A 21,581-nucleotide genomic window follows, 5' to 3' on the forward strand; every position below is an offset into this window, starting at 1 on the left:
CGTATCAAGCTCCTTTGGGTTCGCCAGCACGCGCGACACGGCGGGCATACAGGGCTGCGCGAGCGCTGCGTATTGCCGCGATTTGTTCGGGGCTGGAATTCTTGCTGTTCGCGAGAATCACTTTGTCGACCAGTGCGCTTGCGCCGAGAAGGTCTCCAGCACGTAGCCGACCTCTAACCTTCGGCTTGATTCTCGTTAGTTCCTCCCTGGCGGTGTCTATAAGCAGTGGAGACGGTACGGGGAGGTCGTCTGCTTCGCGGGGTTCGATCTTCAGCATCCCCCCGCCATAGGCGCGCCCAACCATCTCGGCGCCAAGCAGGGTGATGCTATTCAAAGAAGCGACTGGAAGGAGATCCCGACCGTCGGTCCGCAGCTTCGTCTTCAAATAGATGCCGTGGATGCTGTTTAGATGGTGTGCGTTAGCCCTGTTGGTCGTTATCCGAGGAGTGTCAGAGTTCATGTACGTTAAAAAGAGGTCGGCCGGGCGGATGAGCGGGACCCGCCACCAAGGGGACCGCGTATGGCACTTGTATGCAGTATCGACGCCGGCCTGGTGCCCCGCATCGATGTACGCCTGCGCTGCCGGCGTCGGGCGTCCGGGCGGGCGAAACATCCAGGTTGCCGATCCGTTTTCGCCCAGCTTTCGAAGCCGATCCCGCGTCAGCTCCAGTCCGCGTAGATGTTTCGATCCGGGCGGAGACAGGCGGACAAGCTCACTTTGAGCGAGTCCAAGCTCGCGAACCCGTGCCGGGGAGAGAGCGAAATACTTGTTATTACCAGTAACCATTCCGAGGGTCGTATCGCCCCATCCGTCAAGTCGTGTAAAGGCTTCAGACTGCACGGCGACGCTATATGCCTCGAGGGCGTCGCGATCGAGTAGGGAGGGTGTCCACTTTCCTCCAAGTGTGGCTGGGGTCCAAGGGTATGCGATTGAATCCGGTGTTAAGTCGTCGGGAGATGAGAGTTGTTGAATCGACATTCGAGTTGCAGAGCCCCATTGGTATCCGTCTGCAAGTAGTAAGACCACTTCTTCCAGGACTCCGGGAAAAACTCGCTCTTCGAACATCACCAACTGCACCTCCTGAAATGAGCGCATCAGGAAGGAGCGAATTTCGGCGGCGTAGTTCACACTAAGTAGTTCCGCAGGGAGCACTAAGCCCATTCGTCCGCCCGGCTTCAAAAACAAGGCTGATTGTACAGCGAAAGCCGCCCAGCTTGACGCGAGTGCTGTCAGGTGTACTCCGCCCCGCAACGCCGCCGCGCGTGACCTGGTGCGAGATTCGCCCGCGAAGTCTTGATATCGGATGTAGGGAGGATTACCGATAACCGCGTCATATCGAGGTGCGGGCTCCAGTAGGAAGAAATCGCTCGTTACGATCTCGGCGTGCATTCCGGCCTGTTCGACCAGGGCTTTTGCGGTTTGGGCGGACTTGGCGTGCAGCTCGACGCCGTGCAAGGTCGGGATGTCGTCAGTGCCGAGGCGCTTGAAGCGGTCGGCTGCGGCGAGCAGAAACGCTGCCTCACCGCATGAGGGCTCTAAGACTTCCTCGTTACCCGTGCGAATCGCCCAGTCGGCGATGAACTTCGCCACCTTGGGTGGCGTGAAAAACGCCCCACGGGCCTTGCGCAGCTCAGCCGTATCGACACCAAACGCGGGGGCCTCAGTCATAGGTCCATCCTGCCCTACCGCTCCGACTTTGCGACGGCGCTGTTGGGCGTGCGTCGGTCATGTGATCGAAACTCAGTCAAGGTGCGGCTGTCGTCCTCCACGTGGCGCGAGTGGCCCCGTGCGGGGCATCTGCCCAACGCCCGGGTGGGTTCCGCTCAAGGTTGATGGGGACGCCGGTACAACCCCGCCGGCTTCCCCGGCCCCTCCGCCCGCTTCCCTTCGGCCACCACGAGCCGCCCCACCATCGCCCTCCGGAAGGTGTCCGGCTGCAACTCCGCCCCGAGCACCACTTCGTGCAACCGCCGCAGTTCGGTCATCGTGAACGGCTCCGCGAGTAGCCCGTGCGGGTCCGGCCGCTCCCGGTGGTCCTCTCGTAGCTGCACCACTGCGTACTCGAGGATGTCGTCGTGCGCGTGCACCATCGCTCCCGCTGCCGCGACGGGCACCAGACGCGCCCGCCCGGAGTCGATCGTCAGTGCAGCCGCGGGCACGACGTCGAGGTGCGCCACCGACAGCACCCACCCCCGCGAGTCGCGCGCCGGGTCGTCGAACACGTGCAGCTGCCGCGGTGCGAGTCCCTCGACGCCGGCCTTTTCGCGCAAGGACCGCAGCACCGAGTCGGCGAGGCGTTCGCCCTCGTGCACGAACGTCCCCGGTAGCCGCCAGTCACCGTCGACGGCGTCGCGGACCTGCAGCACCGACAGCTCTCCGTCGATGACTGTCATGACCGCGGTGTCGACCGCCACGGAGGGGTGCGGGTAGTCCGCCAGGCGCTTGCCGCTCGGGTCGCGGTACTCGGTGTCAGCCACGGACGGGAGTTTACGCGCACTTGCGCTAATCACCAGACGGGTGCAGGATCGGATTGGCGCGGAACTGCGCTAATCCGATCCGGAGGTCTCGTCATGACCGAGCACACCACGATCCTCGACCGCGCCGTCGGCGCCGTCCTCGGCTCCGCCGCCGGTGACGCCCTCGGCGCCGGCTACGAGTTCGGCCCACCCGTCCCGGAACCGACGCCGATCCTGATGCAGGGTGGCGGCTCGTTCGGGTGGCGACCAGGGGAGTGGACGGACGACACGAGCATGGCCGTGCCGATCCTCCAGGCCGTCGCCCGAGGCGATGACCCGGCAGCGGAAGCCACCCTCGACGGCTTGGTCGCCGCCTGGGCGAAGTGGGCGCTGGACGCACCCGACGTCGGCATCCAGACCCGACAGGTCTTCGCCAGCCTGGAGGCGCGGACCGCCGCCGCCAGTCGGCTCGCTGCCCGGCGGGTGCACGAGTCGACCGGCCGGTCGGCCGGCAACGGGTCGCTGATGCGGACCGTGCCGTTGGTCCTCGCGTATCTGCGCGGCGACGACGGTGAGGAGGAGCGGCTCGCCTCGGCGGCGCGCGCCGTCAGTGACCTGACGCACCACGAAGCGGACGCGGGGGACGCGTGCGTGCTGTGGTGCGTCGCGATCCGGCACGCGGTGCTACACGGCGAGCTCGACGTCCTGCGGGGGCTGGACCTGCTCGCGCCGGCGGCTCGACGGACGTGGACGGAGCGACTCGTCGCCGCGGAACACGCGGAGCCGGTGGCCTTCACCGCGACGAACGGGTGGGTCGTGTCGGCGCTGCAGGCGGCCTACGCGGCGGTGCGGTCGTCGACCTCGCTCGAGGACGCCCTTATCCGCGCGGTCAGGTCGGGCAACGACACGGACACGGTCGCGGCGATCGCGGGTGGCCTCGCCGGTGCGCTGTACGGGGCTGCGGCGCTGCCGGAGGAGTGGCGAGCCGTCCTGCACGGGTGGCCGGAGCTGCGGGCGGACGACCTCGTGGCGATGTCGGAGCAGGCGGTCGGCGGGCGCTGATCTCGGGCGCCGGAGTCGGTGTCGGAAGCTGCCGTGGGGGGAGTTTCCGACGCCGGGCCGGTGCTATGCGACGCTGCTGCGACCGCGGAAGACGCCGACGCGCACGAGCCAGACGTACATCAGGCACCCGATGCAGACGTCGAACGCCGCGTTGAGGAACGCGGCGACCAGGGCGACGGCAGCGCCGACCGGTGCGGCGTAGGAGACGCCGATCAGCGCCAGGACGAGGGCGACACCGGTCACGACGAGGCCGACACGTTGGGCGAAGGTCGGGGGCTCGGGCGCCTCGAGTTCGGCGGGCGGGCCGATCCGGGGGCGGACCAGGCGGCGGAACACCGCGCCGTACGGGTGGCGGGCGATGCCGGCCAGGCCTCCCCAGGCGAAGAGCGCGGCGATGACGGCAAGCAGGACGAGGCCGACCGTCCGCGTGCTGTCGTTGAGGGTGAGGACGATGTCGAGCGCGAGCAAGACCGTCGTGATCGCGGCGCCGAAGCGGGGCGAACGCGGGTCGATCCCTCGGGAGGGGGCGGGGCTGGTGGTCATGGGTGCTCCTCGGTGAGGACGGCGTCGAGCGCGGCGATGAGTTCGGGCTGGCGGGGCGGTCCACCGAAGCGGGCACGGACGTTCTGGGTTCCGTCCACGAGGAGCACGGTCGGGGTCTGCATCACGTCGAAGCGCCGGGCGAGCTCCGGGCGTTCGGCGAGGTCGATCTCGAGCCGGCGGACGCGGGCCGGACCGTGCGTCGTTGTCGTTGTCGTTGTCGTCGACTTCGATGCGGCGACCGCGTCGAGCTGCCTCGCCGTGGCGGGGCAGCGTGCGCACGTGGGCGTCGAGAACTGGAGGAGCGTGGCGGCGGTTCCGAACGCCTCCCGGTCGGCGAGGTCGGCAACTGTCGTCGCATCGCTGCGTTGAGACGTGACCACGCGTGCTCGGCCGGTGCGGCTGCGGAGCAGCAGGCCGAGGATCGTCGCGACGGCGAGGACTCCGGCGACGATCGCGAGCGAGAGGGCGACGGTCATGGTCTGGACACTACGGGGTGCCATACGCCGGACCAAGGGTGTTGAGCGGTGTGACTAGTCGGAAACGCCGAGCCGCTCGCACTCGGCCCACTGCTCGGGGCGCCGCTTGTCGAGCCATGCGGTGAACTGACGGTAGCCGCGGTAGTTCGTGAAGACCATGAACTGCTTCTTCCGCTGCTCGTTCCAAGCGGTGAGGCTGATGAAGGTCGGCCCACCACCGTTCGACTGCTTGCCGAAGCGAAGGGTGTGGATGTCGTCGACCTCGCGCCGACGGAACTTGCCGAACCCCGACTTCACGTCGTAGTGCCGGTCGTACACGTTGATGCGGCCCGCGGCGAGGGCCAGGCCGAACAGCAGGAAGACGGCTCCGAGGCCGAAGAGGATCCCGAACGCAGGACTGTCATCGGAGCCGGCCGTGAGCTGGAAGACGATCCCCGGAATCCCGATCACCAGGCCGAACACCCCGAGGGCCAAGAAGATCACCCCGGGGAACAGCGGCCGGCGCACGACGATCATCGGCGCCACCTCCGCCTTGGTCGCGCTTCCGCCCCACCGGTTGATGCTGTCGCTCATCGTTCCCCCTTCGACCGAAACCGTACCGGGAACCGCGGCGCTCGGTCGGCGGCCGCCTCCGTACCATCGGGGAGATGAGCGACGACGTGACCCCAGGGCGGTACCGGCACTTCAAGGGCGGGGAGTACCAGGTGGTGCTCCTCGCGCAGGACGTCGAGACCGAAGAGCCGGTCGTCGTGTACCAGGCGCTGTACGGCGAGCACGGGCACTGGGTACGAGGCCTCGCGGACTTCACCGCGCACGTGTCGCGTGACGGGTACGACGGACCGAGGTTCGTGCGCCTGGAAGCCTGAGGCGGCGCGGGCGCGGCTTCGGGTCAGAGCGCGGCGCGGGCGTCTTCGATCGCCGCGATGAGGCCGGGGACACCCCAGACCACGAAGCGCCCGTGCACACCGCTCCGCAGTTCGACCCGGAGCTGGCGTGACAGGCCCCGTGAGACGTCCTCGAGGGAGGCGATCTCGGACAGGGGGAAGCCGAACTGCGGACGGACGCGGTTCACCGCGTGTCCCTCGAAGAACAGCGCGGTCGAGGTGAGGACGAGCTTGCCGCCGATGCCCTCCGTGCCCTTCCATCCCGGGACGAGCAAGCCCAGCTCAGCCGCGACGGACTGGTCCTTCGCACCGTGGTCGATGAGCAGGTTGGCGTTCTTGCGCAGCAGTTCGGTGCTGGAGTCCCCGGGTTCCATGCGGCAACCGTAGGGGACGGGCCTGCTGCTAGCGAGGATCACCGCTGGACGCGCGCCCGCTGCGTCGCTTCTTCCTGCTCGCTCGCTGGAGCTCGGCCACCGCGAACGACAGTGCGATGACAACCAGCCACAGCGGCACTCCGGTCCGGTCGATCGTGGCACTCACGGATTCCCCTTCGGCCCCCGGCACAGCCATGACGAGACCTGGCACCTGGACTTGCTGCCCACCGACGGCAGCGGCCACGGTCGCGATCATCGCGATCGTCGCGAGGGCGACCAGGGACCCGATCACCGAACTGACGGCAAGCCATGCGGCCTTGACGATCCTCACGGACATCCCCCCTCGACGCAACTGCGACCCAACGTCTCAGATATCAGCAGTCCACTCAAGTGGCGTCGGTGCCCGCCCCTACCCTGGTCAGACCACGACAGCAGGGAGCGCAGTGCAGATCACCGAGGACGGCCGAGCCCTGCTCAGCCCGAGCGACCTCACCACGTGGGCGACCTGCGAGTGGGCGTTCCTCCGCCGCCTCGACGCCAAGCTCGGCCGCGGCAAACCCCTGCCGGATGAGCACGACGACATGCTCGACCGCACCGCACGCCTGGGTGACAAGCACGAACTGGACTACCTCGAGATCCTCAAGCAGTCCCACGACGTGGTGGAGTTCGACCGACCCAGACCTTCTGACTACGGATCAGAAGCTTCAAAGGCGCTGCAAGCCATGCGGGACGGCGCAGACGTCCTGTACCAACCGACGTTCCACGTCCCCGCGTCAGCCGACGGCACGGGCTTCATCGGCTTCGCGGACTTCATCATCCGCAACGACCGCGGCGAGTACGAGGTCTACGACACCAAGCTCGCCCGCCACGCCAAGATCAGCGCCCTGCTGCAGCTCGCCGCCTACGCCGAGCAGATGCGCGCGCACGGCATCCCGACCGGGCAGCAGGTGCACCTGGTCCTCGGCGACCGCACGACGACCACGCACGAGCTGGCCGACATCGTGCCGGTGTACCGCACGCAGCGCGCCGAGCTGATCCGGGTGATCGCCGAGCGGATGGCCGCGGACGAGCCGATGCTGTGGGGCGACCCCCGGTACTCCAGCTGCGGCCGGTGCGCCGCCTGCCAGCAGGAGGTGCAACGACACCGCGACCTGGTCCTCGTCGCCGGCATGCGCCTCGACCAGCGGACGAAGCTGATCCGGCAGGGCGTGCGGTCGATCGACGACCTGGCGGTCCGGACCGCACCGGTGGCGACCATGTCGAAGACGACACTGGATCGTCTGGTGCGTCAGGCGAGCCTCCAGATCGAGACGGAGCGCGCGGCGAACCGCAGCGACGGGGCGGACACAAGCCGGACCGGACCTGCCTTCGAGGTCCTCGACCCACGGGCCCTCGACGCGATCCCCGCACCGGACCCCGGCGACGTCTTCTTCGACTTCGAGGGCGACCCGCTGCACACCGAGGACGGCGTGCACTGGGGCCTCGACTACCTGTTCGGACTCGTCGACGACCAGGCCGAGTTCCGGGCGTTCTGGGCGCACACGATCCGCGACGAGCGACAGGCGCTCGTGGACTTCCTGGCGCACATCGCCGAGCGCCGGGAGCAGTACCCGGACATGCACATCTACCACTACGCCGCGTACGAGCGGACGCACCTGCTGTCCCTCGCGGCCCGGCACGGGGTGGGGGAGGACGCGGTCGACGACCTGCTGCGCGCCGGCGTCCTCGTCGACCTGTACCCGATCGTGCGGAAGGCACTGGTCGTCGGCAGCCGCAGCTACTCGATCAAGAAGCTCGAGCCGCTGTACATGGGCGATGACCTGCGGCTGAGCGACGTCACCAACGCGGCCGACAGCATCACCGCCTACGTCGACGCCGTCACCGAACTCCGCACCGGTGACGCCGTCGTGGGGCAGTGGCAGCTCGACCAGGTCGCCGACTACAACGCCTACGACTGCCGGTCGACGCTGCGCCTGCGGGACTGGTTGCTGGGCCTCCGCGCCGAACACGCCCCGGACGCCACGACGACGGTCGAGCTGGAGGGCCTGCCGCCCCTCCCGGTCGAGCGCGAGCCGAACCCGGTCTACGTTGCGCTCGCCGCCGAGACGGCGGACGTCGACGCCCTCGACCGCACGCCCGACCAGACCGCGTTGGCGCTCGCCGCAGCCGCCATCGACTACCACCGCCGCGAGGCGAAGACGTTCTGGCAGGACCACTTCGACCGGCTGCGGAACCCCGTCGACGAGTGGGCCGACACCCGCGACGTGCTCGTCGTCGAACGCGCCTCCGTCGAGCGGGACTGGGCGACGCTGCCGCGCGCCCGCTCACAGTCGCGGGAGATCCGGTTGTCGGGGACGCTCGCGCCCGGCTCCAGACTCCGGTCGGGAGGCGCGCCCCACCTCGTGTACGACGACCCACTCCCGGCGTCGATCACCGCCCCGGGCCCCGGCTCGAAGGGCGCCACCGACCGCGCCACGATCCTTGAGGTGTGGGACGACGGCGATGCCACCGAGGTGCTCGTGCTCGAACGCCTGCCCGTCGGCGGCGGGGAGCCGCACGCCGGGTACCCGGTCGCCCTCGCGCCGTCCTCACCCCCGCGGGCGAAGCCGCAGCCCGAGGCGATCGCCGAGTGGGGTGCCGAGGTGCTCGACGCGCTGCCGGAGATGCTGCCCGACCCGGCGCTCGACCTGCTGCGGCGGGTGCCGCCTCGCGGGCCCCTCGTACCGGTCGCGGGGGACGACACGGTGGGCGCCGTGGTGGCGACCCTGCTCGGGCTGGACCGGTCGTACCTGGCGATCCAGGGGCCTCCCGGCACGGGCAAGACGTACGTCGGGTCGAACGTCGTGGCGAAGCTCGTGCGTGAGCACGGGTGGCGGGTCGGCGTCGTCGGACAGTCGCACGCGACCAGCGAGAACTTCCTCGACGCGGTGATCGCCGCCGGGGTCCCCGCCGACCGTGTGGTGAAGCAGCCGAAGAGCGGCGCCGACCCCGAAGACGTCGAGGCTGCCGAGTGGACGCCCGTGAAGAACGGCGCGGCGATCGCGGCGTTCCTGCAGTCCTGCGCCGACACCGGCACCGGGGGAGTCGTCGGCGGGACGGCGTGGACGTTCGCGAACGAGTCGACCGTCGCTCGGCACTCCCTGGACCTGCTCGTCGTCGACGAGGCGGGGCAGTTCTCCCTCGCGCCGACGATCGCCTCCGCCATCGCGGCCACCCGCCTGCTGCTGCTCGGCGACCCGCAGCAGCTGCCGCAGGTGTCGCAGGGCTCGCACCCGGAGCCGGTCGACGAGTCCGCGCTCGGCTGGCTGGCGGACGGGGAGCACGTGCTGCCGCCGGAGTTCGGGTACTTCCTCGCGCGGACCCGGCGGATGGAGCCGGCCCTGACCGCGGCTGTCTCCGGTTTGTCGTACGACGGGCAGCTCGCGTCGATGGTGTCCGGGCGGCACCTCGACGGGATCGACCCCGGCGTGCACCCGGTGCCGGTCGTGCACGCAGGCAACACGACCTCGTCGCCCGAGGAAGCGGCGCGGGTCGTCGCTCTCGTCGCCGACGTCGTCGGCCGCACCTGGACCGACGACCACGGCACCCGCCAACTGACCGACGAGGACGTCATCGTCGTCGCGCCCTACAACGCGCAGGGTGCGGTGATCCGCGACGCCCTCGACCGGGCCGGGTACACCGGCACGCAGGTCGGGACCGTCGACCTGTTCCAGGGCCGGGAGGCGGTGGTCTCGATCACCTCGCTGGCCGCGTCCTCGGCGGCGGACATCCCACGCGGGCTCGACTTCCTGCTCATGCCGAACCGGCTGAACGTGGCGCTGTCGCGGGCGAAGTGGGCGGCGTACCTCGTGCACTCGCCTGCGTTGACCACGGCGCTGCCGCCGTCGATCGCGGGGCTGGGGTTGTTGTCGCGGTTCATCGAGTTGGTGGCACCGCGGGAGTGACCCGGTAGGGCGCCGGAGCCCTCAGCTCAAGACGGCCGCTCAGCCTCCCGCCGCACCGCCCCCGGCCGTCGCCGCCGTCTGCCGACTCTGCACCACGGACTTCACCGCACCCGCGACCCAGTCCCCGTCCGTCAACGCCTTGACGTGCTGTCGGTCGACCTTGCCGAACTGCCCGCGCAGCGTGCCCGTCGCCTCGAGCAGCCCGATGAGCGCGACCTGGAACGGAGACGGCGCGGCGCCGAGGTGCAGGACGTCGCCGATCTCGCCGCGCAGGAGCTTCGCCGGGCCGGCGTCCCGCTCCGGCCAGCGGGCCGAAGGGAAGATCCCGAGGACCCGGTGCTCCTGCCGCGTCACGAGTCCGCGGCCGACGAGTCCGGCGAGCACGCCCTCCCGCAATGCACCGTTCGCGTTCCGGGACACCCAGGACGACGGCCGTCGCGGCGCGGGCGCGAGGTCGATCTGTTCCTTCATGCCGTCGATCACCGGGTCACCGACGGGAGCGGACTTCGCCGGGATCACCTTGCGCCCGTCGAACTGCAGCACCCCGCGCAGCGCCAGGTCACCGAGCACGGCACCGGCGACACCGGGGTCGAAGGTCTGCGACGAGACGGCGAGCTTGCCGTCCGGCCGCAGGAGCAGCAGCGCGTACGCCTGCGGCAGCGTCAGCTGGGCGGACATCGTCAGTCCTCGTCGGCCTCGGGCGGCACGCCGCTGATCCCGGCCCGCAGTCCGGCGACGACGTCGGCCTGCAGGAAGTTCGCCGCTTCGGCGCTGGTCGGGTCGACGACGATCCCGAACTCCTCGGGCAGTGCAGTGACGAGTTCGGCCATCGGCATCGCACGCGCTTCCAACCCCGGGAGGCTCGTGGCCAGCTGGGTGGGATCGGTGAAGACCGGCACGAACGGGCGGTCGCGCAGGACGACGTGCGCGACGCTGCCGTCCTCGGGCTCGCCGCTGGTGCCGGCGGCCTTCCACGGCACCCAAGCCGCGCTGCCGAGGAACCCCTCGGCGGATGCGCCCATGCGGCGTCGCAGGTCACCGGCGGCGTCCGGCCCGGTGTTCTCAGCTCCGGGGCCGAAGCCGGACCCGGTCGTTCCGTTGGCGCTCATCGCGTTCCCCTCCACGGTCGTGTCACCGGCCATGCTGCCACGCAGGACGGACCGCGGGGGCGGGGCGCGCCTCCCGTCCGGAGCGGTCAGTCCCCACCGCCGCCTCCGCCGTCGCCACCACCGCTGTCCCCGCCGCCGCTGTCCCCGCCGTGGTGACCGCCGCCGTGGCTGCCGCTGGAGGACCAGTCGCCGCCGTCCGAGCCACTGGCGACGAACCCGCCGCCGGTGAAGCCGTCGCCTCGGGACTGCGTCTGCTTGACGACGACCCGCACGGCCGCGGCGACCCAGTCGTCACCGGTGATCGAGCGCACCCGCGTCCGGTCGTGCGTCCCGAACTGCCGTCGGAGGGTGCGCGTGGACCGCAGCAGCCCGATCAGCGCGGTGATGAACGGTGACGGCGGAGCCTGCCCGCGCAGGACGGCGTCGACCTCGGCCCGCAGCGCCTGTCCGGGTCGGGGATCCCGTTCGGGCCAGAGGACGGACGGGAAGAACGCCAGCGCCCGGCCCGGCTCGCGACCGAGGATGCCCCGGACGACGAGCCCGCCGAGCACGGACTCGCGGAGTGCCCGGTCGGACAGCCGCCTGATCCACGTGGCGGGAAGCTGCGGTGACGGCGCCGCCGCGAGGAACGTCGTGAAGCCGTCGAGGGTCGGTTCGCCGACCGGCGGGGCCGTCGCGACGGCGACGCGGCGAGGTCGAGGGTGACGCGGCCCCGGAGCGCCAGGTCGCCGAGTGTGGCTCCGGCCAGGCCGAGGTCGAACACCGTGCCGGTGGTCGTGATCCGCCCCTCGGGCGAGATGAGGAGGAGCGCCAGCGCCTCCGGCAGCGTGAGTTGACCGATCCCTGTTCCGCGGTTCATCTGCATCGCGTTCCCCCGCTCGTGACACCGGCCATGCTGTCACGTGGGCGGGGCGGAACGGGGTGGGCGTGCCTCCCGTCAGGAAGGCGCGCCCCGGTGGCACGGACCGTGAGGGTCAGTACTTGGCGGACTGCCCGCCGTCGATCGGGACGACGGCGGCGTTGATGTAGGACGCGTCGTCGGAGAGCAGGAAGGCGACGACCGCGGCGATCTCGGGTGCCTCGCCGTAGCGCTTGGTGGGGTTGACCTGGATGAACTCCTCGGCGGCCTTGCGCGGGTTCTCCGCATCGATCTGCTTCATCGAGTTCTCGACCATCGGCGTCCAGATGGCGCCCGGTGCGATCGCGTTGATGCGGATGCCGAACTCGCCGTACTCGACGGCCGAGTTGCGGGTCAGGCCGACGACGCCGTGCTTGGCGGCCGCGTAGCCGGACTGGTTGCCGACGCCGCGGATGCCGCCGACGCTGGCGGTGTTGACGACCATGCCGGAGCCCTGCTCGCGCATCACGGCGAGGACCTTCTCGAGGCCCAGGAACACACCGCGGAGGTTGATCGAGACGACCTTGTCGAACTCGGCGGCGGTGAACGACTCGGTGAGGTTCTGCATGCCCTCGATGCCGGCGTTGTTGAAGAAGCCGTCGATGCGGCCGAAGCGCTCGACCGTGGCGGCGACGTACGCCTCGACCTGGGCCTCGTCGGAGACGTCGGCGATGGTGGTGAGGACCTCGGCGTCGGGAGCGGCCTGGAGGACGGCGGTCTTCGTCGCTTCGAGACCCTGCTCGGAGACGTCGACGAGGGCGAGCTTCGCGCCCTCGGTGGCCAGGCGGACGGCGGTGGCACGGCCGAGGCCGGAGCCGCCGCCGGTGATGAGGACGACGCGGTCGGTGAAGCGGGTGGTGGTGCTGGTGGTGCTGGTGGTGTCGGTCATGTGGTGGAGGCCTCCTGCGGTCTTCGACGATGAAGGGCTCGGGGTCCGGGGAGCGTGCGTGTCACGGCGGTGCGTGTCACGCCGGCGCGTGTCACGGCGCGGCGCTGAGCGGCGAGTCCGGTCCGGCGAGCGTCCGCCGGACGAGAGTTACGCTACAGGTGTTGTCTGACCGCGAGCGGAGTGCGACCTCGTCAGCCGCCGCCGTCTAGGCTTGCGGTGGCCGAGGGGGCTGGGGAAGCGGGGGACCATGTCGGACGAAATGACCGAGCAGCGCGGGGCGTCCGAACCGCAGCCGGGGTCGCAGCCGCAGTCGAGACCGCCGCTGTCGCGGTCGCGGTCGACCGCGTCGACGATCGACCTGGTCGTGACGATCACCGGCTTCGTCCTGCTGGCGATGGTCGGCGGGGCGCTCGTCGTCCTCGGCTGGCTCGTCGCGACGGTGTCCCAGTACGGGTGCGACTGGGAGAGTTCGACGCGCGAGTGCCGGCCGTCGATCGGCGTCGAGACGGCCGTGGTCGACGGCATCGTGCTCGCCCTCGTGCTCATCGGTGGCGGGGTCCTCGCGGCGTGGCTGCGTCGGACGCGGCCGCTCGGGTGGGTCGCCGTGCTGGCGACGGTCGCAGCGATGTTCCTGGTCGTGCTCATCACGTTCACCGCGGTCGGAGCCTTCGGACACTGAGGCCGAGCGGGCCTGCATGCCGGACCGGTCTCGTGTGCCGGCCGGACCGGTCTGGTCCGCCTGTCCGGCTCAGCAGGTGCTGAGGACCCGCTCCATCGCATCCCGCTCGGCCGGCACGACCCACAGCCGGTACTTCGCCTTCACCTCGACCTGATGCTCGACGTACTCGCACCGGAACCCCGTCGCCGCGGGGAGCCAGGTGGCCGCGTCGCCCGAGCGCTTCTGCGAGTTCGAGTGTCCATCGACCGCGAACAGGTTCTCCTGGTCGTTCGCCAGGGCCTGCCGCTCGGCCTGGGACAGCTGCTGCGCCCCGGTGCGCCAGGCGTTCTCGAGCGCAACGACGTGGTCGATCTGCACGAGGGTCGAGGTCGTGTTCCCCCGCACGAACGTGATCTCGCCGCCGGTGTACGGCGAGACGAGGTCGCCGGACACCACCTTGCACGGGCCCTGCCGGACCACGTCCGTCAGGTCGCGGGCCAGCACGTCGTTCCGGGTGTCGCAGCCGTTGTGGTCGACGTCGAGCCAAGGTGTGCCGAAGTCGGCCTCCCGGTCGTATCCGGTCGCGGGCGCTTTCCCCTTCACCGGCAGGCCGGCGAGCGTCGCGCGGGCAGCGGCGGCGGACTGGCTGGAGGCACGGCTCGGCCCCGGTGTCGCGGGCGTCGGAGTCGACGTGGTCACGGTGGGACGGGCGGCGGTGCCGCTGCCTGGGGTGCCCGGGGTGTTTGCGGCGCCCGGGGTGCTGGCGGCGCTCGGGGTGTTTGCGGCGCTCGTCGTCGCGCCTGCTCCGGTGGAAAGTACCCCTGACGAGAACAAGGCCCACACCCCCACCGCGAGGACGAGCGTGACGATCGAGGACTGGACGGTGGCGCGGGTGCGGCGTCGGCGGGACGTCATGTTCGGTGGTGCTCCTGGTGGTGCTCGGGGGACCCGTCGATCCTGCCGGAGGCCGCCGACACCCTGGGACGCACGCGCCGCAGTCCGCGTAGGCAGGAGCCATGACCGACTACGCACAACCGTCCGTGCCCGTCACCGGAGGCTCGATGCCGCTCCTCGGCTTCGGCACCTGGCAGATCGAGGAGTCCGACGCTCCCGCCGCGGTCGCCGCCGCCCTCGAGGCCGGCTACCGCCACATCGACACCGCCACCGGCTACCGCAACCAGCGCGGGGTCGGCAAGGCCATCGCCGACTCCGGCCTGGCCCGCGAGGACCTGTTCGTCACGACGAAGCTGCCGCCGGACAACGCCGACCGCGTCCGTGAGACCATCGAGGAGAGCCTCGACCAGCTCGGCCTCGACCACCTCGACCTGTGGCTCATCCACTGGCCGCCGAGCGGTGGGGCCAGCCCCGAGGTGTGGCAGCAGCTCGTCGACGCGCAGCAGGCCGGCCTGACGAAGGCGATCGGGGTCAGCAACTACTCGCTCGACCAGATCGACGAGCTCATCCAGGCGACGGGTGCGACCCCGGCCGTCAACCAAATCCGCTGGAGCCCGGTCGAGTTCGACCGCACCGTCGCCGACGGACTGCGCGACCGGGGTGTGGTCCTCGAGGGCTACAGCCCCTTTAAGGCGAGCAACCTGCAGGACCCGACGCTCGTGGAGATCGCCGAGGCCCACGACGCAGATGCCGCCCAGGTCATCGTCGCTTGGCACGTCGCGCACCAGTTCGTGGTGATCCCGAAGTCGTCGAACCCGGACCGCATCCGGTCGAACGCCGCCGGCGCGACCCTTGAGCTGAGCCCCGACGAGATCGCCCGGATCGACGGCCTGGCGGCCTGACGTGCCCCGAGCAACTGAGACGCCGCCGAACGCTCGAGACGCCGCCGAAGTCCGCGGCGTCTCGGCCGTTCGGCGGCGTCTTGCGCTGACGTGGGCGTCTCGCCTGCCGGGAACGGCGTCGAGGGTCAGCACTCGCCTGTGGTCCGCAGCCGCTCGAGGTATCCCGTGGGGTAGTTCCCGGCCCCGTTGCCAGCTGCCAGCTTGATCCGGTGTCCGTTGGGCAGCACGAACTCAGAGGTGCTGGACCCCAGCCTGCGTACCGCTCCGGTCACCGGTTCCCTCGTCGCCAGCACGCTCAGGTGGGACGAGCCGGGGGCATCGGAGAACGGACTCGCAGTGTGGGCGGCGACAGTCTCGAGGAGCATCCCTGGAAGCTAGCCAACCCCGGGCCTCCAGACCAAGGACTTCGCATCCCACATCTCGCCGCCCGGTCAGGCCAGCAGCGACCGGATGTCCTCCGCGCTCAACCCCTCGGCGAACAGTGCGTCGTCGTCGATCATCGTCGCGAACAGCTGCGCCTTCCGCTGCGCCAGCGCGAGCACCTTCTCCTCGATGGTGTCCTCCGCGATGAGCCGCTCGACGGTGACGGACCGGGTCTGCCCGATGCGGTGCGTCCGGTCGACGGCCTGGTTCTCGGCGGCGGGGTTCCACCACGGGTCGAGGACGAACACGGTGTCCGCCTCGGTCAGGGTGAGCCCGAACCCGCCGGCCTTCAACGAGATGAGGAACGCCGGCGCGCTGCCGTTCCGGAAGCGGTCGATGACGGCCCCGCGACGCCGGGTGGAGCCGTCGAGGTACTCGTAGGCGACCCCGCGCGCGTCCAGGGCGGCGGAGACCATCTTGAGGAACGAGGTGAACTGGCTGAACACCAGCGCCCGACGCCCTTCGGCCGCCAGGGTCTCGAGTTCGTCGAGGAGCAGGTCGAGCTTGGCGCTGGGGACGTCGCCGTGGTCGTCCGACACGAGTGCGGGGGAGAGTGCGAGCATCCGGAGCAGGGTCAGCGAGCGGAAGACGATCATCCGGTTGCGGTCCAGGTCGTCGACGAGGTCCAGGACCTTCAGTCGCTCCCGGTTCAGGGTCTTCTCGTAGAGGTCGCGGTGGGCGGGGTCGAGGGTGACCCGGACGACCTGTTCGACCTTCTCGGGCAGGTCCGCGGCGACGCTCTCCTTCGTCCGTCGGAGCATGAGCGGCCGGATGCGTCGTCGGAGTCGGTCGGTCAGCTCCTTGCGTGCGGCTCCGCGGAGCTCTGGCGAGGCCAGCGGCTTCACGTAGTCGTCACCGAACCGGGTCCACGACGACAGCAGCCCGGGCGCCACGACCGCGAACAGCGCCCAGAGGTCGGCGAGCCCGTTCTCGAGCGGTGTCCCGGTGATGGCGATCTTCACGGGCGCACGGAGTTCGGCGGCCACGCGGTGGGTCTGCGACTGCGGGTTCTTCACGAACTGCGCTTCGTCGAGGAGCAGCGCCGACCAGCTGAGGTCGAGGTAGGCCGCTGCGTCGAGCCGGAGCAGGGCGTACGAGGTCACGACGACGTCCGACGCGGCGGCGGTCCGGGCGACCCGGGCGGGGTCCTTCAGCGAGGTGCCGGCGATCGTGGTGACCCGCAGCGACGGCACGAACTTCGCGGCTTCGTCCGCCCAGTTGCCGACGACGGAGGTGGGGGCGACGACGAGGAAGGGTGGCGCCTCCGGGTCGGCGGCCCGTCGGTCGGCGATCATCGCGAGCGCCTGCAGGGTCTTGCCGAGCCCCATGTCGTCGGCGAGGACACCGCCGACGCCGTGCTCGACCAGGAACGTGAGCCACGCGTACCCGTCGCGCTGGTACGGCCGGAGGTCGGCGTGCACGGTCGCCGGCACGACGGCATCGGCCGGCGCGGTGGCGTCGAGCAGGCGGGAGGCGATCTCCTGCCACCGCTCGTCGTGGTCGGTCTCGTCGGCCAGCTGGTCGAACTCCGACCAGAGCGCGGCCCGGTACGGCGTCACGGTGAGGGGCTGGTCGGGTTCCCACTCGTCGAGCTCCCGGGCTTCCTCGATGACCTCTTTCAGCCGGTCGAACGCGGGGTCGGCGAGCGACAGGTAGGAGTTGTCGACGAGCTTCATCCGCCGGTCGCGCTTCGCGAGCGCCCGGAGCAGCGGCGTGAACGGGATCTCCTTGCCGTTCACGCTGACGATGATGCCGAGGTCGAACCAGTCGTGCTTGTCCGACGGCATGGTCGTGACACGGATGTGTGGTCGCCCGGTCAGGCGCTCGTAGTCGACGCGTTCGCCCTGCACGACGACGCGGACACCGAGTGCGGGCAGCGCCGGCAGCAGCTCGTTCGCGAGCACGGCGACGTCGGCCCCGTCGATGGTCCCGTCCTGGAACCACTCCAGTCCGCCACCCGGGCCGGGAGGCTCGGCGGCCTCCGTCTCGTCGTCCGCGGCGAGCACGCTGCCGAGCTCCGGCAACGGTCCGTGCAGGGACACCGGGTCCTTCCGTCCGTCGACGCTCCAACGCCACTGCAGGTGCGCGCGATCGTCGGTCCGCGGTGCCCGGGCCGGCTCGAACGTCACGGTGAGCACGAGTTCCGGCGGAGTCCGTTCCGGCAGCGCGAGTGACCCGTCGGAGCTGACGAGCCCGAGCGACCCGCGGAGCTTCGGCGACCAGTCCGCCAGGAACTCGTCGACCTCGTCCGCGGGCACGGTGATCCGCGTCGCCTCGACGAGCATCTTCCGCTGGTCCTCCGGCACCGGGGTCGGCGTCGGGGCGAGCGTGACGTAGAACTCGGGCGACTCGCGGAACGCGTACACGCCGTGGTCACCGACTACCCGCGCCGTGCCCTCGGCGAGCGGCCGCCCGTCGATCACCGCACTGGCACCGATCACCAGTCCGTCGGCGGTGCGGGCGGCGTCGAGTAGGACCCGGGCGTCGACGCCGAGGTCGACCCCGCCCTGGTGCTTGCCGGTGACGAACGCGATGCCGAGCGGCCCGGCCTGTCGCAGCAGGGGCCAGAGCAGCGGACTGCGGAAGTCGTCGAGGTGGATCCAGTCGCTCTCCCCGGGCAGCCCGGCGAGCACGCCGGCGCGGTGCAGGGCGGCGAACTGCATGAACCACGCGTGCTGGTCCGGTTCGAGTCCGAGCCGGTTCATCGAGTAGGGGAGCGCACCCCAGGTGAGCTGTCCGCGCACCCAGTTGCCGGCCGCGCTCCGGCTGACCGGCCGCACGCCGAGCCGCACCGCCCGGCTGGCGACCGGCAGCGTCCGGCCCGCAGCACGGGCGCGTCCGGCGAGTCGGGCCGGCACCGCGTCGCGCAGTTCGAACTGGAGGCCCATCCCACCGATCGCAGGCGCGCCGCCGGAGCGGGTGGTCTCGTCGTCGTCACCGGCGAGGCGGGCGAGGTCGCGCCTCCAGTCCGGGGTCGGCGGGGTCGGCGCCTGCGTGCGCGGGCCGGCCTGCGCGGCGAGGGCACGCGCGTTGATGGTGAGGAGTGCTGCCGCGACGTGTTTGCACTCGCCGCCGAGGGGGCAGGTGCAGCGGCTGCGGACCGGGCGCACGAACTCGCCGCGGGCGATGGTCGTCTCGACCTGCACGTCGTACGGATCGGCGGCGCTGCCGCTCACCGCCGCGGTGATGGTGCCGTCCTCGTGCCAGGTGGCTTCCTCGACCAGGCCGGCGCGCACGACGTCCCGGGCACGGCCGAAGGTCTGCGGCCCGACGAAGCGGATGACGTCGACGGCGTCGATCATCGGGGCTGCTGGCACAGGGACATCGTGCCAGTCCCCGCCGACGCTCGTCGTCCGGGCACGGATCGGTACGGTGGGATGCGCGCCGGAGGGGCGCAGCGGACGAGGGGGAACACATGTCGAGCAAGACCATCCAGCACGGCGCGACCGGGTTCGTCGTGGCACTGCTCGCCGCGGTCGCACTGACCGGGTGCGCCGGTGGCGGCGACGACGAGGCAGCCGAGGGCATGCCGACGCCGACGCGTGCGGCGGGGACGCCGGGCAAGGCGACCTGCGAACTGCTCGGGACCGACGGTGGGACGGTCACGATGACCGAGACCGCGGACTCGTACACGATCGAGTTCCGCGGCGTTCCTCGCGACGCCGCCGACGACCGGACGACGTACGGCGTGCAGGTCGACGATGACGACCGGAAGTCCTACGCGGGCATGCTCATGAGCTGGGACCGCGATGTGCTGCGGAACTACGGCACGACCGACGACCCGGAGGCCGACGAGGTCGAGGTCGACGGCGAGCCGGAGGAGACGGGCGACGTCGTGCGCGGCACGTTCCCCAAGGTGACCGACGGATCGGCGACGTGGTGGTCGCCGGCGTACACGACGATCACGGACTCCGGGGTGCAGCGACACGTGTGCACCGAGGACGGCCAGGTCGTGCCCTACACCGCGCTCGACGCCGGCTAGCAGGTCGCCGTCGTCCTGTCCGCGGCGTCGTCCGCAGGGGTCAGGCCCGTTCGGGGGCTGGCCGGAACACGCGTCGATGAGACATCATCGACAGCATCATGCTGCAGTCACTCGTCTACATGAGCTCGGCCGCCCAGCCGTTCGACGACGCCGACCTCGACGAGGTCCTGGCGTACTCGCGCGAGCGGAACACCGCCGACGGTCTCACCGGCATGCTCGTCCACCGGTCCGGTCGGTTCATGCAGCTGCTCGAGGGTCCGCCCGACGCCGTCATCGCGACGTACGGCCGGATCGTCGCCGACCCGCGCCATGACGAGGTCCGGCTGCTGGTGGAGGAGTCGATCCACACCCGTCGGTTCCCCGACTGGACGATGGCGTTCGACCGCGACGAGCAGGCTCCGACGCCTGAGGGGTTCAACGAGTTCCTGACGGCCGGCGACGTCAGCGCCGATGCCAGTCGTGCACGCGAGCTGCTGCGTTGGTTCCGAAACCACCCGATGGCGGCGCCGACGGCTTCGCTCGGCAAGCACCGCCGCGACTGACTCCGCGCACGCAGCGACCCGGCCGCCCCCTGGGTGGTCGGGTCGCTGTGGTCTGTGGCGGCGCTCAGTGCTCGCTGGGCTGCGCGAGCTTGCTGTGCTTCCGCGAGTAGCCGAAGTACACGCCCAGGCCGATCGCGAACCACACCGCGAACCGCACCCAGGTCTCCCACTGCAGGAACGAGACGAGCCAGAGCGACGCGAGCACCCCGATCGCCGGAACGATCGGCATGAAGGGGAGCCGGAACTGGCGGTCGAGGTCGGGCTGGCGATAGCGGAGCACGATCACCGCGGTGCAGACCACGACGAACGCCAGCAGGATCCCGATGTTCGTCAGTTCGGCGACCACCCCGATCGGCAGCACCCCGGCCAGGACGGCGGACGCGATGCCGAGGATCCACGTCACCCGGGTCGGGACATGCCGCTTCGGGTCGGTCTTCGCGAACCACTTCGGCATCAGGCCGTCGCGGCTCATCGAGAACCACACGCGCGAGGCGCCGAGCATGAACGTCACCAGGACGGTGATGATGCCGACGATGGCGCCGATCGCGATGACGTTCGCGACGCCGCCGAGCCCGACCGACGCGAACGCCGACGAGAACCCGGACGCCGGGTCGATGTCCTTGTAGTCCTGCATGCCGGTGAGGACCAGGGTGGCGAGGACGTAGAGGACCATCGAGATGCCGAGGGACAGCAGGATCGCCTTCGGCATGTGCTTCCGGGCGTCGGTCGACTCCTCGGCCGCCGTCGACATCGCGTCGTAGCCGAACACGGCGAAGAACACGGTCGCCGCCCCGGTCATCACGCCGCCGAACCCGAACGGGAAGTACGGCGAGTAGTTCGCGCTGTCGATGTGGAAGACACCGAGGACGACGATCAGGACGACGAGGGCGACCTTGATGCCCACGGCGACGAACTCGAAGCGAGCGGCACTGCGGATGCCCCGGGTCAGGACGAACGCGGTGAGCAGGCACAGGGCGATCGCGAAGACGTCGACCACGTGGCCGTCCCCGGTGCCGGGAGCGCCGAGCATCCAGGCGGGCAGGTCGATGCCGAACTGGCCGACCAGGAAACCGACGTAGCCGGAGATGCCGATCGCGACCACCGCCACGATCGCGGTGTACTCGAGCAGCAGGTCCCAGCCGATGAACCACCCGACGATCTCGCCGAGCACCGCATAGCCGTACGTGTAGGCGCTGCCGGCCTTCGGGATGAGCCCGGCGAACTCCGCGTAGGACAGCGCTGCCGCTGCACTGGCGACGCCGGCGACCAGGAACGAGATGAGGACCGCAGGCCCGGCGACGCCGTTCGCGACCGTGCCGGCGAGGGTGAAGATGCCGGCGCCGATGATGCCGCCGATGCCGATCGCGGTGAGCTGCCAGAGGCCGAGGTGGCGCTTCAGGCCGCCCTCTCCACCGGAGTCGTCGTCGATCGTGTCGATCGGCTTCCGTCGGAACAGGGTCGAGGGGTTCGGCGTCGTTGCCATGCGGCCATCCTGCACCCGTTCCGGCGGAACGGTACCGGTCGTTGCCGGTGCATGGAGTCGG

The 21,581-nt window shown here is 70.5% G+C and carries 20 protein-coding genes and 1 pseudogene; 7 read left to right on the forward strand and 14 right to left on the reverse strand.

Going from position 1 to position 21,581, the window contains the following annotated elements:
• Nucleotides 1-4: 4 nt before the first annotated feature.
• Both DEI97_RS06435 and DEI97_RS06440 read right to left on the reverse strand, forming a co-directional pair.
• Entirely contained in the window at nucleotides 5-1,669 is a 1,665-nt protein-coding gene (locus DEI97_RS06435; protein ID WP_111074994.1) for an N-6 DNA methylase, read from the reverse strand.
• Between the two features lie 155 nt (nucleotides 1,670-1,824).
• Nucleotides 1,825-2,478 (reverse strand): NUDIX hydrolase, encoded by a 654-nt coding sequence (locus tag DEI97_RS06440; protein WP_111074995.1) that lies wholly within the window; start codon nucleotides 2,476-2,478, stop codon nucleotides 1,825-1,827.
• A gap of 93 nt (nucleotides 2,479-2,571) precedes the next feature.
• Here DEI97_RS06440 and DEI97_RS06445 point away from each other — a divergent pair, with 93 nt between their 5' ends.
• Nucleotides 2,572-3,519, forward strand: a complete 948-nt coding sequence (locus DEI97_RS06445; protein ID WP_111074996.1) for an ADP-ribosylglycohydrolase family protein — start codon at nucleotides 2,572-2,574, stop codon at nucleotides 3,517-3,519.
• 63 nt (nucleotides 3,520-3,582) lie between these two features.
• Here the strand turns inward: DEI97_RS06445 and DEI97_RS06450 are convergent, their stop codons facing one another.
• From DEI97_RS06450 to DEI97_RS06460, 3 genes are read right to left on the reverse strand one after another with little or no spacing between them, the layout of a single operon-like run.
• Nucleotides 3,583-4,062: a DUF4395 domain-containing protein gene (locus tag DEI97_RS06450; RefSeq protein WP_111074997.1), complete on the reverse strand. Its 480-nt coding sequence runs from the start codon at nucleotides 4,060-4,062 to the stop codon at nucleotides 3,583-3,585.
• Complete coding sequence (locus DEI97_RS06455; RefSeq protein WP_111074998.1) at nucleotides 4,059-4,538, reverse strand: thioredoxin family protein; 480 nt, start codon at nucleotides 4,536-4,538, stop codon at nucleotides 4,059-4,061. Before DEI97_RS06455 ends, DEI97_RS06450 begins: the two co-directional genes overlap by 4 nt.
• Nucleotides 4,539-4,592: 54 nt before the next feature.
• Nucleotides 4,593-5,111 (reverse strand): hypothetical protein, encoded by a 519-nt coding sequence (locus DEI97_RS06460; protein WP_111074999.1) that lies wholly within the window; start codon nucleotides 5,109-5,111, stop codon nucleotides 4,593-4,595.
• 74 nt (nucleotides 5,112-5,185) lie between these two features.
• Here DEI97_RS06460 and DEI97_RS06465 point away from each other — a divergent pair, with 74 nt between their 5' ends.
• Nucleotides 5,186-5,404 (forward strand): DUF1653 domain-containing protein, encoded by a 219-nt coding sequence (locus DEI97_RS06465; protein ID WP_111075000.1) that lies wholly within the window; start codon nucleotides 5,186-5,188, stop codon nucleotides 5,402-5,404.
• A gap of 23 nt (nucleotides 5,405-5,427) precedes the next feature.
• Here DEI97_RS06465 and DEI97_RS06470 read toward each other — a convergent pair whose 3' ends face one another.
• A complete protein-coding gene (locus DEI97_RS06470; RefSeq protein ID WP_111075001.1) occupies nucleotides 5,428-5,796 on the reverse strand; it encodes a hypothetical protein in 369 nt (122 codons plus the stop codon).
• A 28-nt stretch (nucleotides 5,797-5,824) separates the two neighbouring features.
• Nucleotides 5,825-6,127 (reverse strand): hypothetical protein, encoded by a 303-nt coding sequence (locus DEI97_RS06475; RefSeq protein ID WP_258376710.1) that lies wholly within the window; start codon nucleotides 6,125-6,127, stop codon nucleotides 5,825-5,827.
• A 112-nt stretch (nucleotides 6,128-6,239) separates the two neighbouring features.
• Between DEI97_RS06475 and DEI97_RS06480 the strand changes: the two genes are divergently transcribed.
• Complete coding sequence (locus tag DEI97_RS06480; protein WP_258376711.1) at nucleotides 6,240-9,740, forward strand: TM0106 family RecB-like putative nuclease; 3,501 nt, start codon at nucleotides 6,240-6,242, stop codon at nucleotides 9,738-9,740.
• A gap of 39 nt (nucleotides 9,741-9,779) precedes the next feature.
• Here the strand turns inward: DEI97_RS06480 and DEI97_RS06485 are convergent, their stop codons facing one another.
• From DEI97_RS06485 to DEI97_RS06500, 4 genes and pseudogenes are all read right to left on the reverse strand, one after another.
• A complete protein-coding gene (locus tag DEI97_RS06485) occupies nucleotides 9,780-10,418 on the reverse strand; it encodes a GOLPH3/VPS74 family protein (protein WP_111075003.1) in 639 nt (212 codons plus the stop codon).
• Between the two features lie 2 nt (nucleotides 10,419-10,420).
• A complete protein-coding gene (locus tag DEI97_RS06490) occupies nucleotides 10,421-10,849 on the reverse strand; it encodes an SseB family protein (protein ID WP_181439260.1) in 429 nt (142 codons plus the stop codon).
• A gap of 86 nt (nucleotides 10,850-10,935) precedes the next feature.
• Nucleotides 10,936-11,714, reverse strand: a pseudogene (locus tag DEI97_RS06495) (GOLPH3/VPS74 family protein).
• Nucleotides 11,715-11,823: 109 nt separating this feature from the next.
• Nucleotides 11,824-12,636, reverse strand: a complete 813-nt coding sequence (locus DEI97_RS06500) for an SDR family oxidoreductase (protein ID WP_111075006.1) — start codon at nucleotides 12,634-12,636, stop codon at nucleotides 11,824-11,826.
• Between the two features lie 247 nt (nucleotides 12,637-12,883).
• On the opposite strand from DEI97_RS06500, the gene DEI97_RS06505 reads away from it, so the two are divergent.
• The gene (locus DEI97_RS06505) at nucleotides 12,884-13,315 is read left to right on the forward strand and encodes a hypothetical protein (protein WP_146248149.1); all 432 of its coding nucleotides are present in this window, start codon (nucleotides 12,884-12,886) and stop codon (nucleotides 13,313-13,315) included.
• 69 nt (nucleotides 13,316-13,384) lie between these two features.
• Here DEI97_RS06505 and DEI97_RS06510 read toward each other — a convergent pair whose 3' ends face one another.
• Complete coding sequence (locus DEI97_RS06510; protein WP_111075008.1) at nucleotides 13,385-14,209, reverse strand: HNH endonuclease family protein; 825 nt, start codon at nucleotides 14,207-14,209, stop codon at nucleotides 13,385-13,387.
• Nucleotides 14,210-14,310: 101 nt separating this feature from the next.
• On the opposite strand from DEI97_RS06510, the gene DEI97_RS06515 reads away from it, so the two are divergent.
• Nucleotides 14,311-15,090, forward strand: coding sequence for an aldo/keto reductase (locus DEI97_RS06515; protein ID WP_220039206.1), 780 nt, complete (start codon nucleotides 14,311-14,313; stop codon nucleotides 15,088-15,090).
• A gap of 431 nt (nucleotides 15,091-15,521) precedes the next feature.
• Here DEI97_RS06515 and DEI97_RS06520 read toward each other — a convergent pair whose 3' ends face one another.
• Nucleotides 15,522-18,830: a DEAD/DEAH box helicase gene (locus tag DEI97_RS06520; RefSeq protein ID WP_146248150.1), complete on the reverse strand. Its 3,309-nt coding sequence runs from the start codon at nucleotides 18,828-18,830 to the stop codon at nucleotides 15,522-15,524.
• 98 nt (nucleotides 18,831-18,928) lie between these two features.
• Between DEI97_RS06520 and DEI97_RS06525 the strand changes: the two genes are divergently transcribed.
• Both DEI97_RS06525 and DEI97_RS06530 read left to right on the forward strand, forming a co-directional pair.
• Complete coding sequence (locus tag DEI97_RS06525; protein WP_111075011.1) at nucleotides 18,929-19,495, forward strand: hypothetical protein; 567 nt, start codon at nucleotides 18,929-18,931, stop codon at nucleotides 19,493-19,495.
• A gap of 98 nt (nucleotides 19,496-19,593) precedes the next feature.
• The gene (locus tag DEI97_RS06530) at nucleotides 19,594-20,037 is read left to right on the forward strand and encodes a BLUF domain-containing protein (RefSeq protein ID WP_220039207.1); all 444 of its coding nucleotides are present in this window, start codon (nucleotides 19,594-19,596) and stop codon (nucleotides 20,035-20,037) included.
• A 64-nt stretch (nucleotides 20,038-20,101) separates the two neighbouring features.
• Here the strand turns inward: DEI97_RS06530 and DEI97_RS06535 are convergent, their stop codons facing one another.
• Nucleotides 20,102-21,520, reverse strand: a complete 1,419-nt coding sequence (locus DEI97_RS06535; RefSeq protein WP_111075012.1) for an amino acid permease — start codon at nucleotides 21,518-21,520, stop codon at nucleotides 20,102-20,104.
• Between the last annotated feature and the right edge of the window lie 61 nt (nucleotides 21,521-21,581).

Source organism: Curtobacterium sp. MCLR17_032 (assembly GCF_003234795.2).
In the GTDB taxonomy this organism is placed as follows: domain Bacteria; phylum Actinomycetota; class Actinomycetes; order Actinomycetales; family Microbacteriaceae; genus Curtobacterium.

Coding starts and splice junctions, on each gene's coding strand:
- DEI97_RS06435 (WP_111074994.1), bottom strand. CDS start 1,669: ATGACTGAGGCCCCCGCGTTTGGTGTCGATACGGCTGAGCTGCGCAAG.
- DEI97_RS06445 (WP_111074996.1), top strand. CDS start 2,572: ATGACCGAGCACACCACGATCCTCGACCGCGCCGTCGGCGCCGTCCTC.
- DEI97_RS06450 (WP_111074997.1), bottom strand. CDS start 4,062: ATGACCACCAGCCCCGCCCCCTCCCGAGGGATCGACCCGCGTTCGCCC.
- DEI97_RS06455 (WP_111074998.1), bottom strand. CDS start 4,538: ATGACCGTCGCCCTCTCGCTCGCGATCGTCGCCGGAGTCCTCGCCGTC.
- DEI97_RS06460 (WP_111074999.1), bottom strand. CDS start 5,111: ATGAGCGACAGCATCAACCGGTGGGGCGGAAGCGCGACCAAGGCGGAG.
- DEI97_RS06465 (WP_111075000.1), top strand. CDS start 5,186: ATGAGCGACGACGTGACCCCAGGGCGGTACCGGCACTTCAAGGGCGGG.
- DEI97_RS06470 (WP_111075001.1), bottom strand. CDS start 5,796: ATGGAACCCGGGGACTCCAGCACCGAACTGCTGCGCAAGAACGCCAAC.
- DEI97_RS06485 (WP_111075003.1), bottom strand. CDS start 10,418: ATGTCCGCCCAGCTGACGCTGCCGCAGGCGTACGCGCTGCTGCTCCTG.
- DEI97_RS06490 (WP_181439260.1), bottom strand. CDS start 10,849: ATGAGCGCCAACGGAACGACCGGGTCCGGCTTCGGCCCCGGAGCTGAG.
- DEI97_RS06500 (WP_111075006.1), bottom strand. CDS start 12,636: ATGACCGACACCACCAGCACCACCAGCACCACCACCCGCTTCACCGAC.
- DEI97_RS06505 (WP_146248149.1), top strand. CDS start 12,884: ATGTCGGACGAAATGACCGAGCAGCGCGGGGCGTCCGAACCGCAGCCG.
- DEI97_RS06510 (WP_111075008.1), bottom strand. CDS start 14,209: ATGACGTCCCGCCGACGCCGCACCCGCGCCACCGTCCAGTCCTCGATC.
- DEI97_RS06515 (WP_220039206.1), top strand. CDS start 14,311: ATGACCGACTACGCACAACCGTCCGTGCCCGTCACCGGAGGCTCGATG.
- DEI97_RS06525 (WP_111075011.1), top strand. CDS start 18,929: ATGTCGAGCAAGACCATCCAGCACGGCGCGACCGGGTTCGTCGTGGCA.
- DEI97_RS06530 (WP_220039207.1), top strand. CDS start 19,594: ATGCTGCAGTCACTCGTCTACATGAGCTCGGCCGCCCAGCCGTTCGAC.
- DEI97_RS06535 (WP_111075012.1), bottom strand. CDS start 21,520: ATGGCAACGACGCCGAACCCCTCGACCCTGTTCCGACGGAAGCCGATC.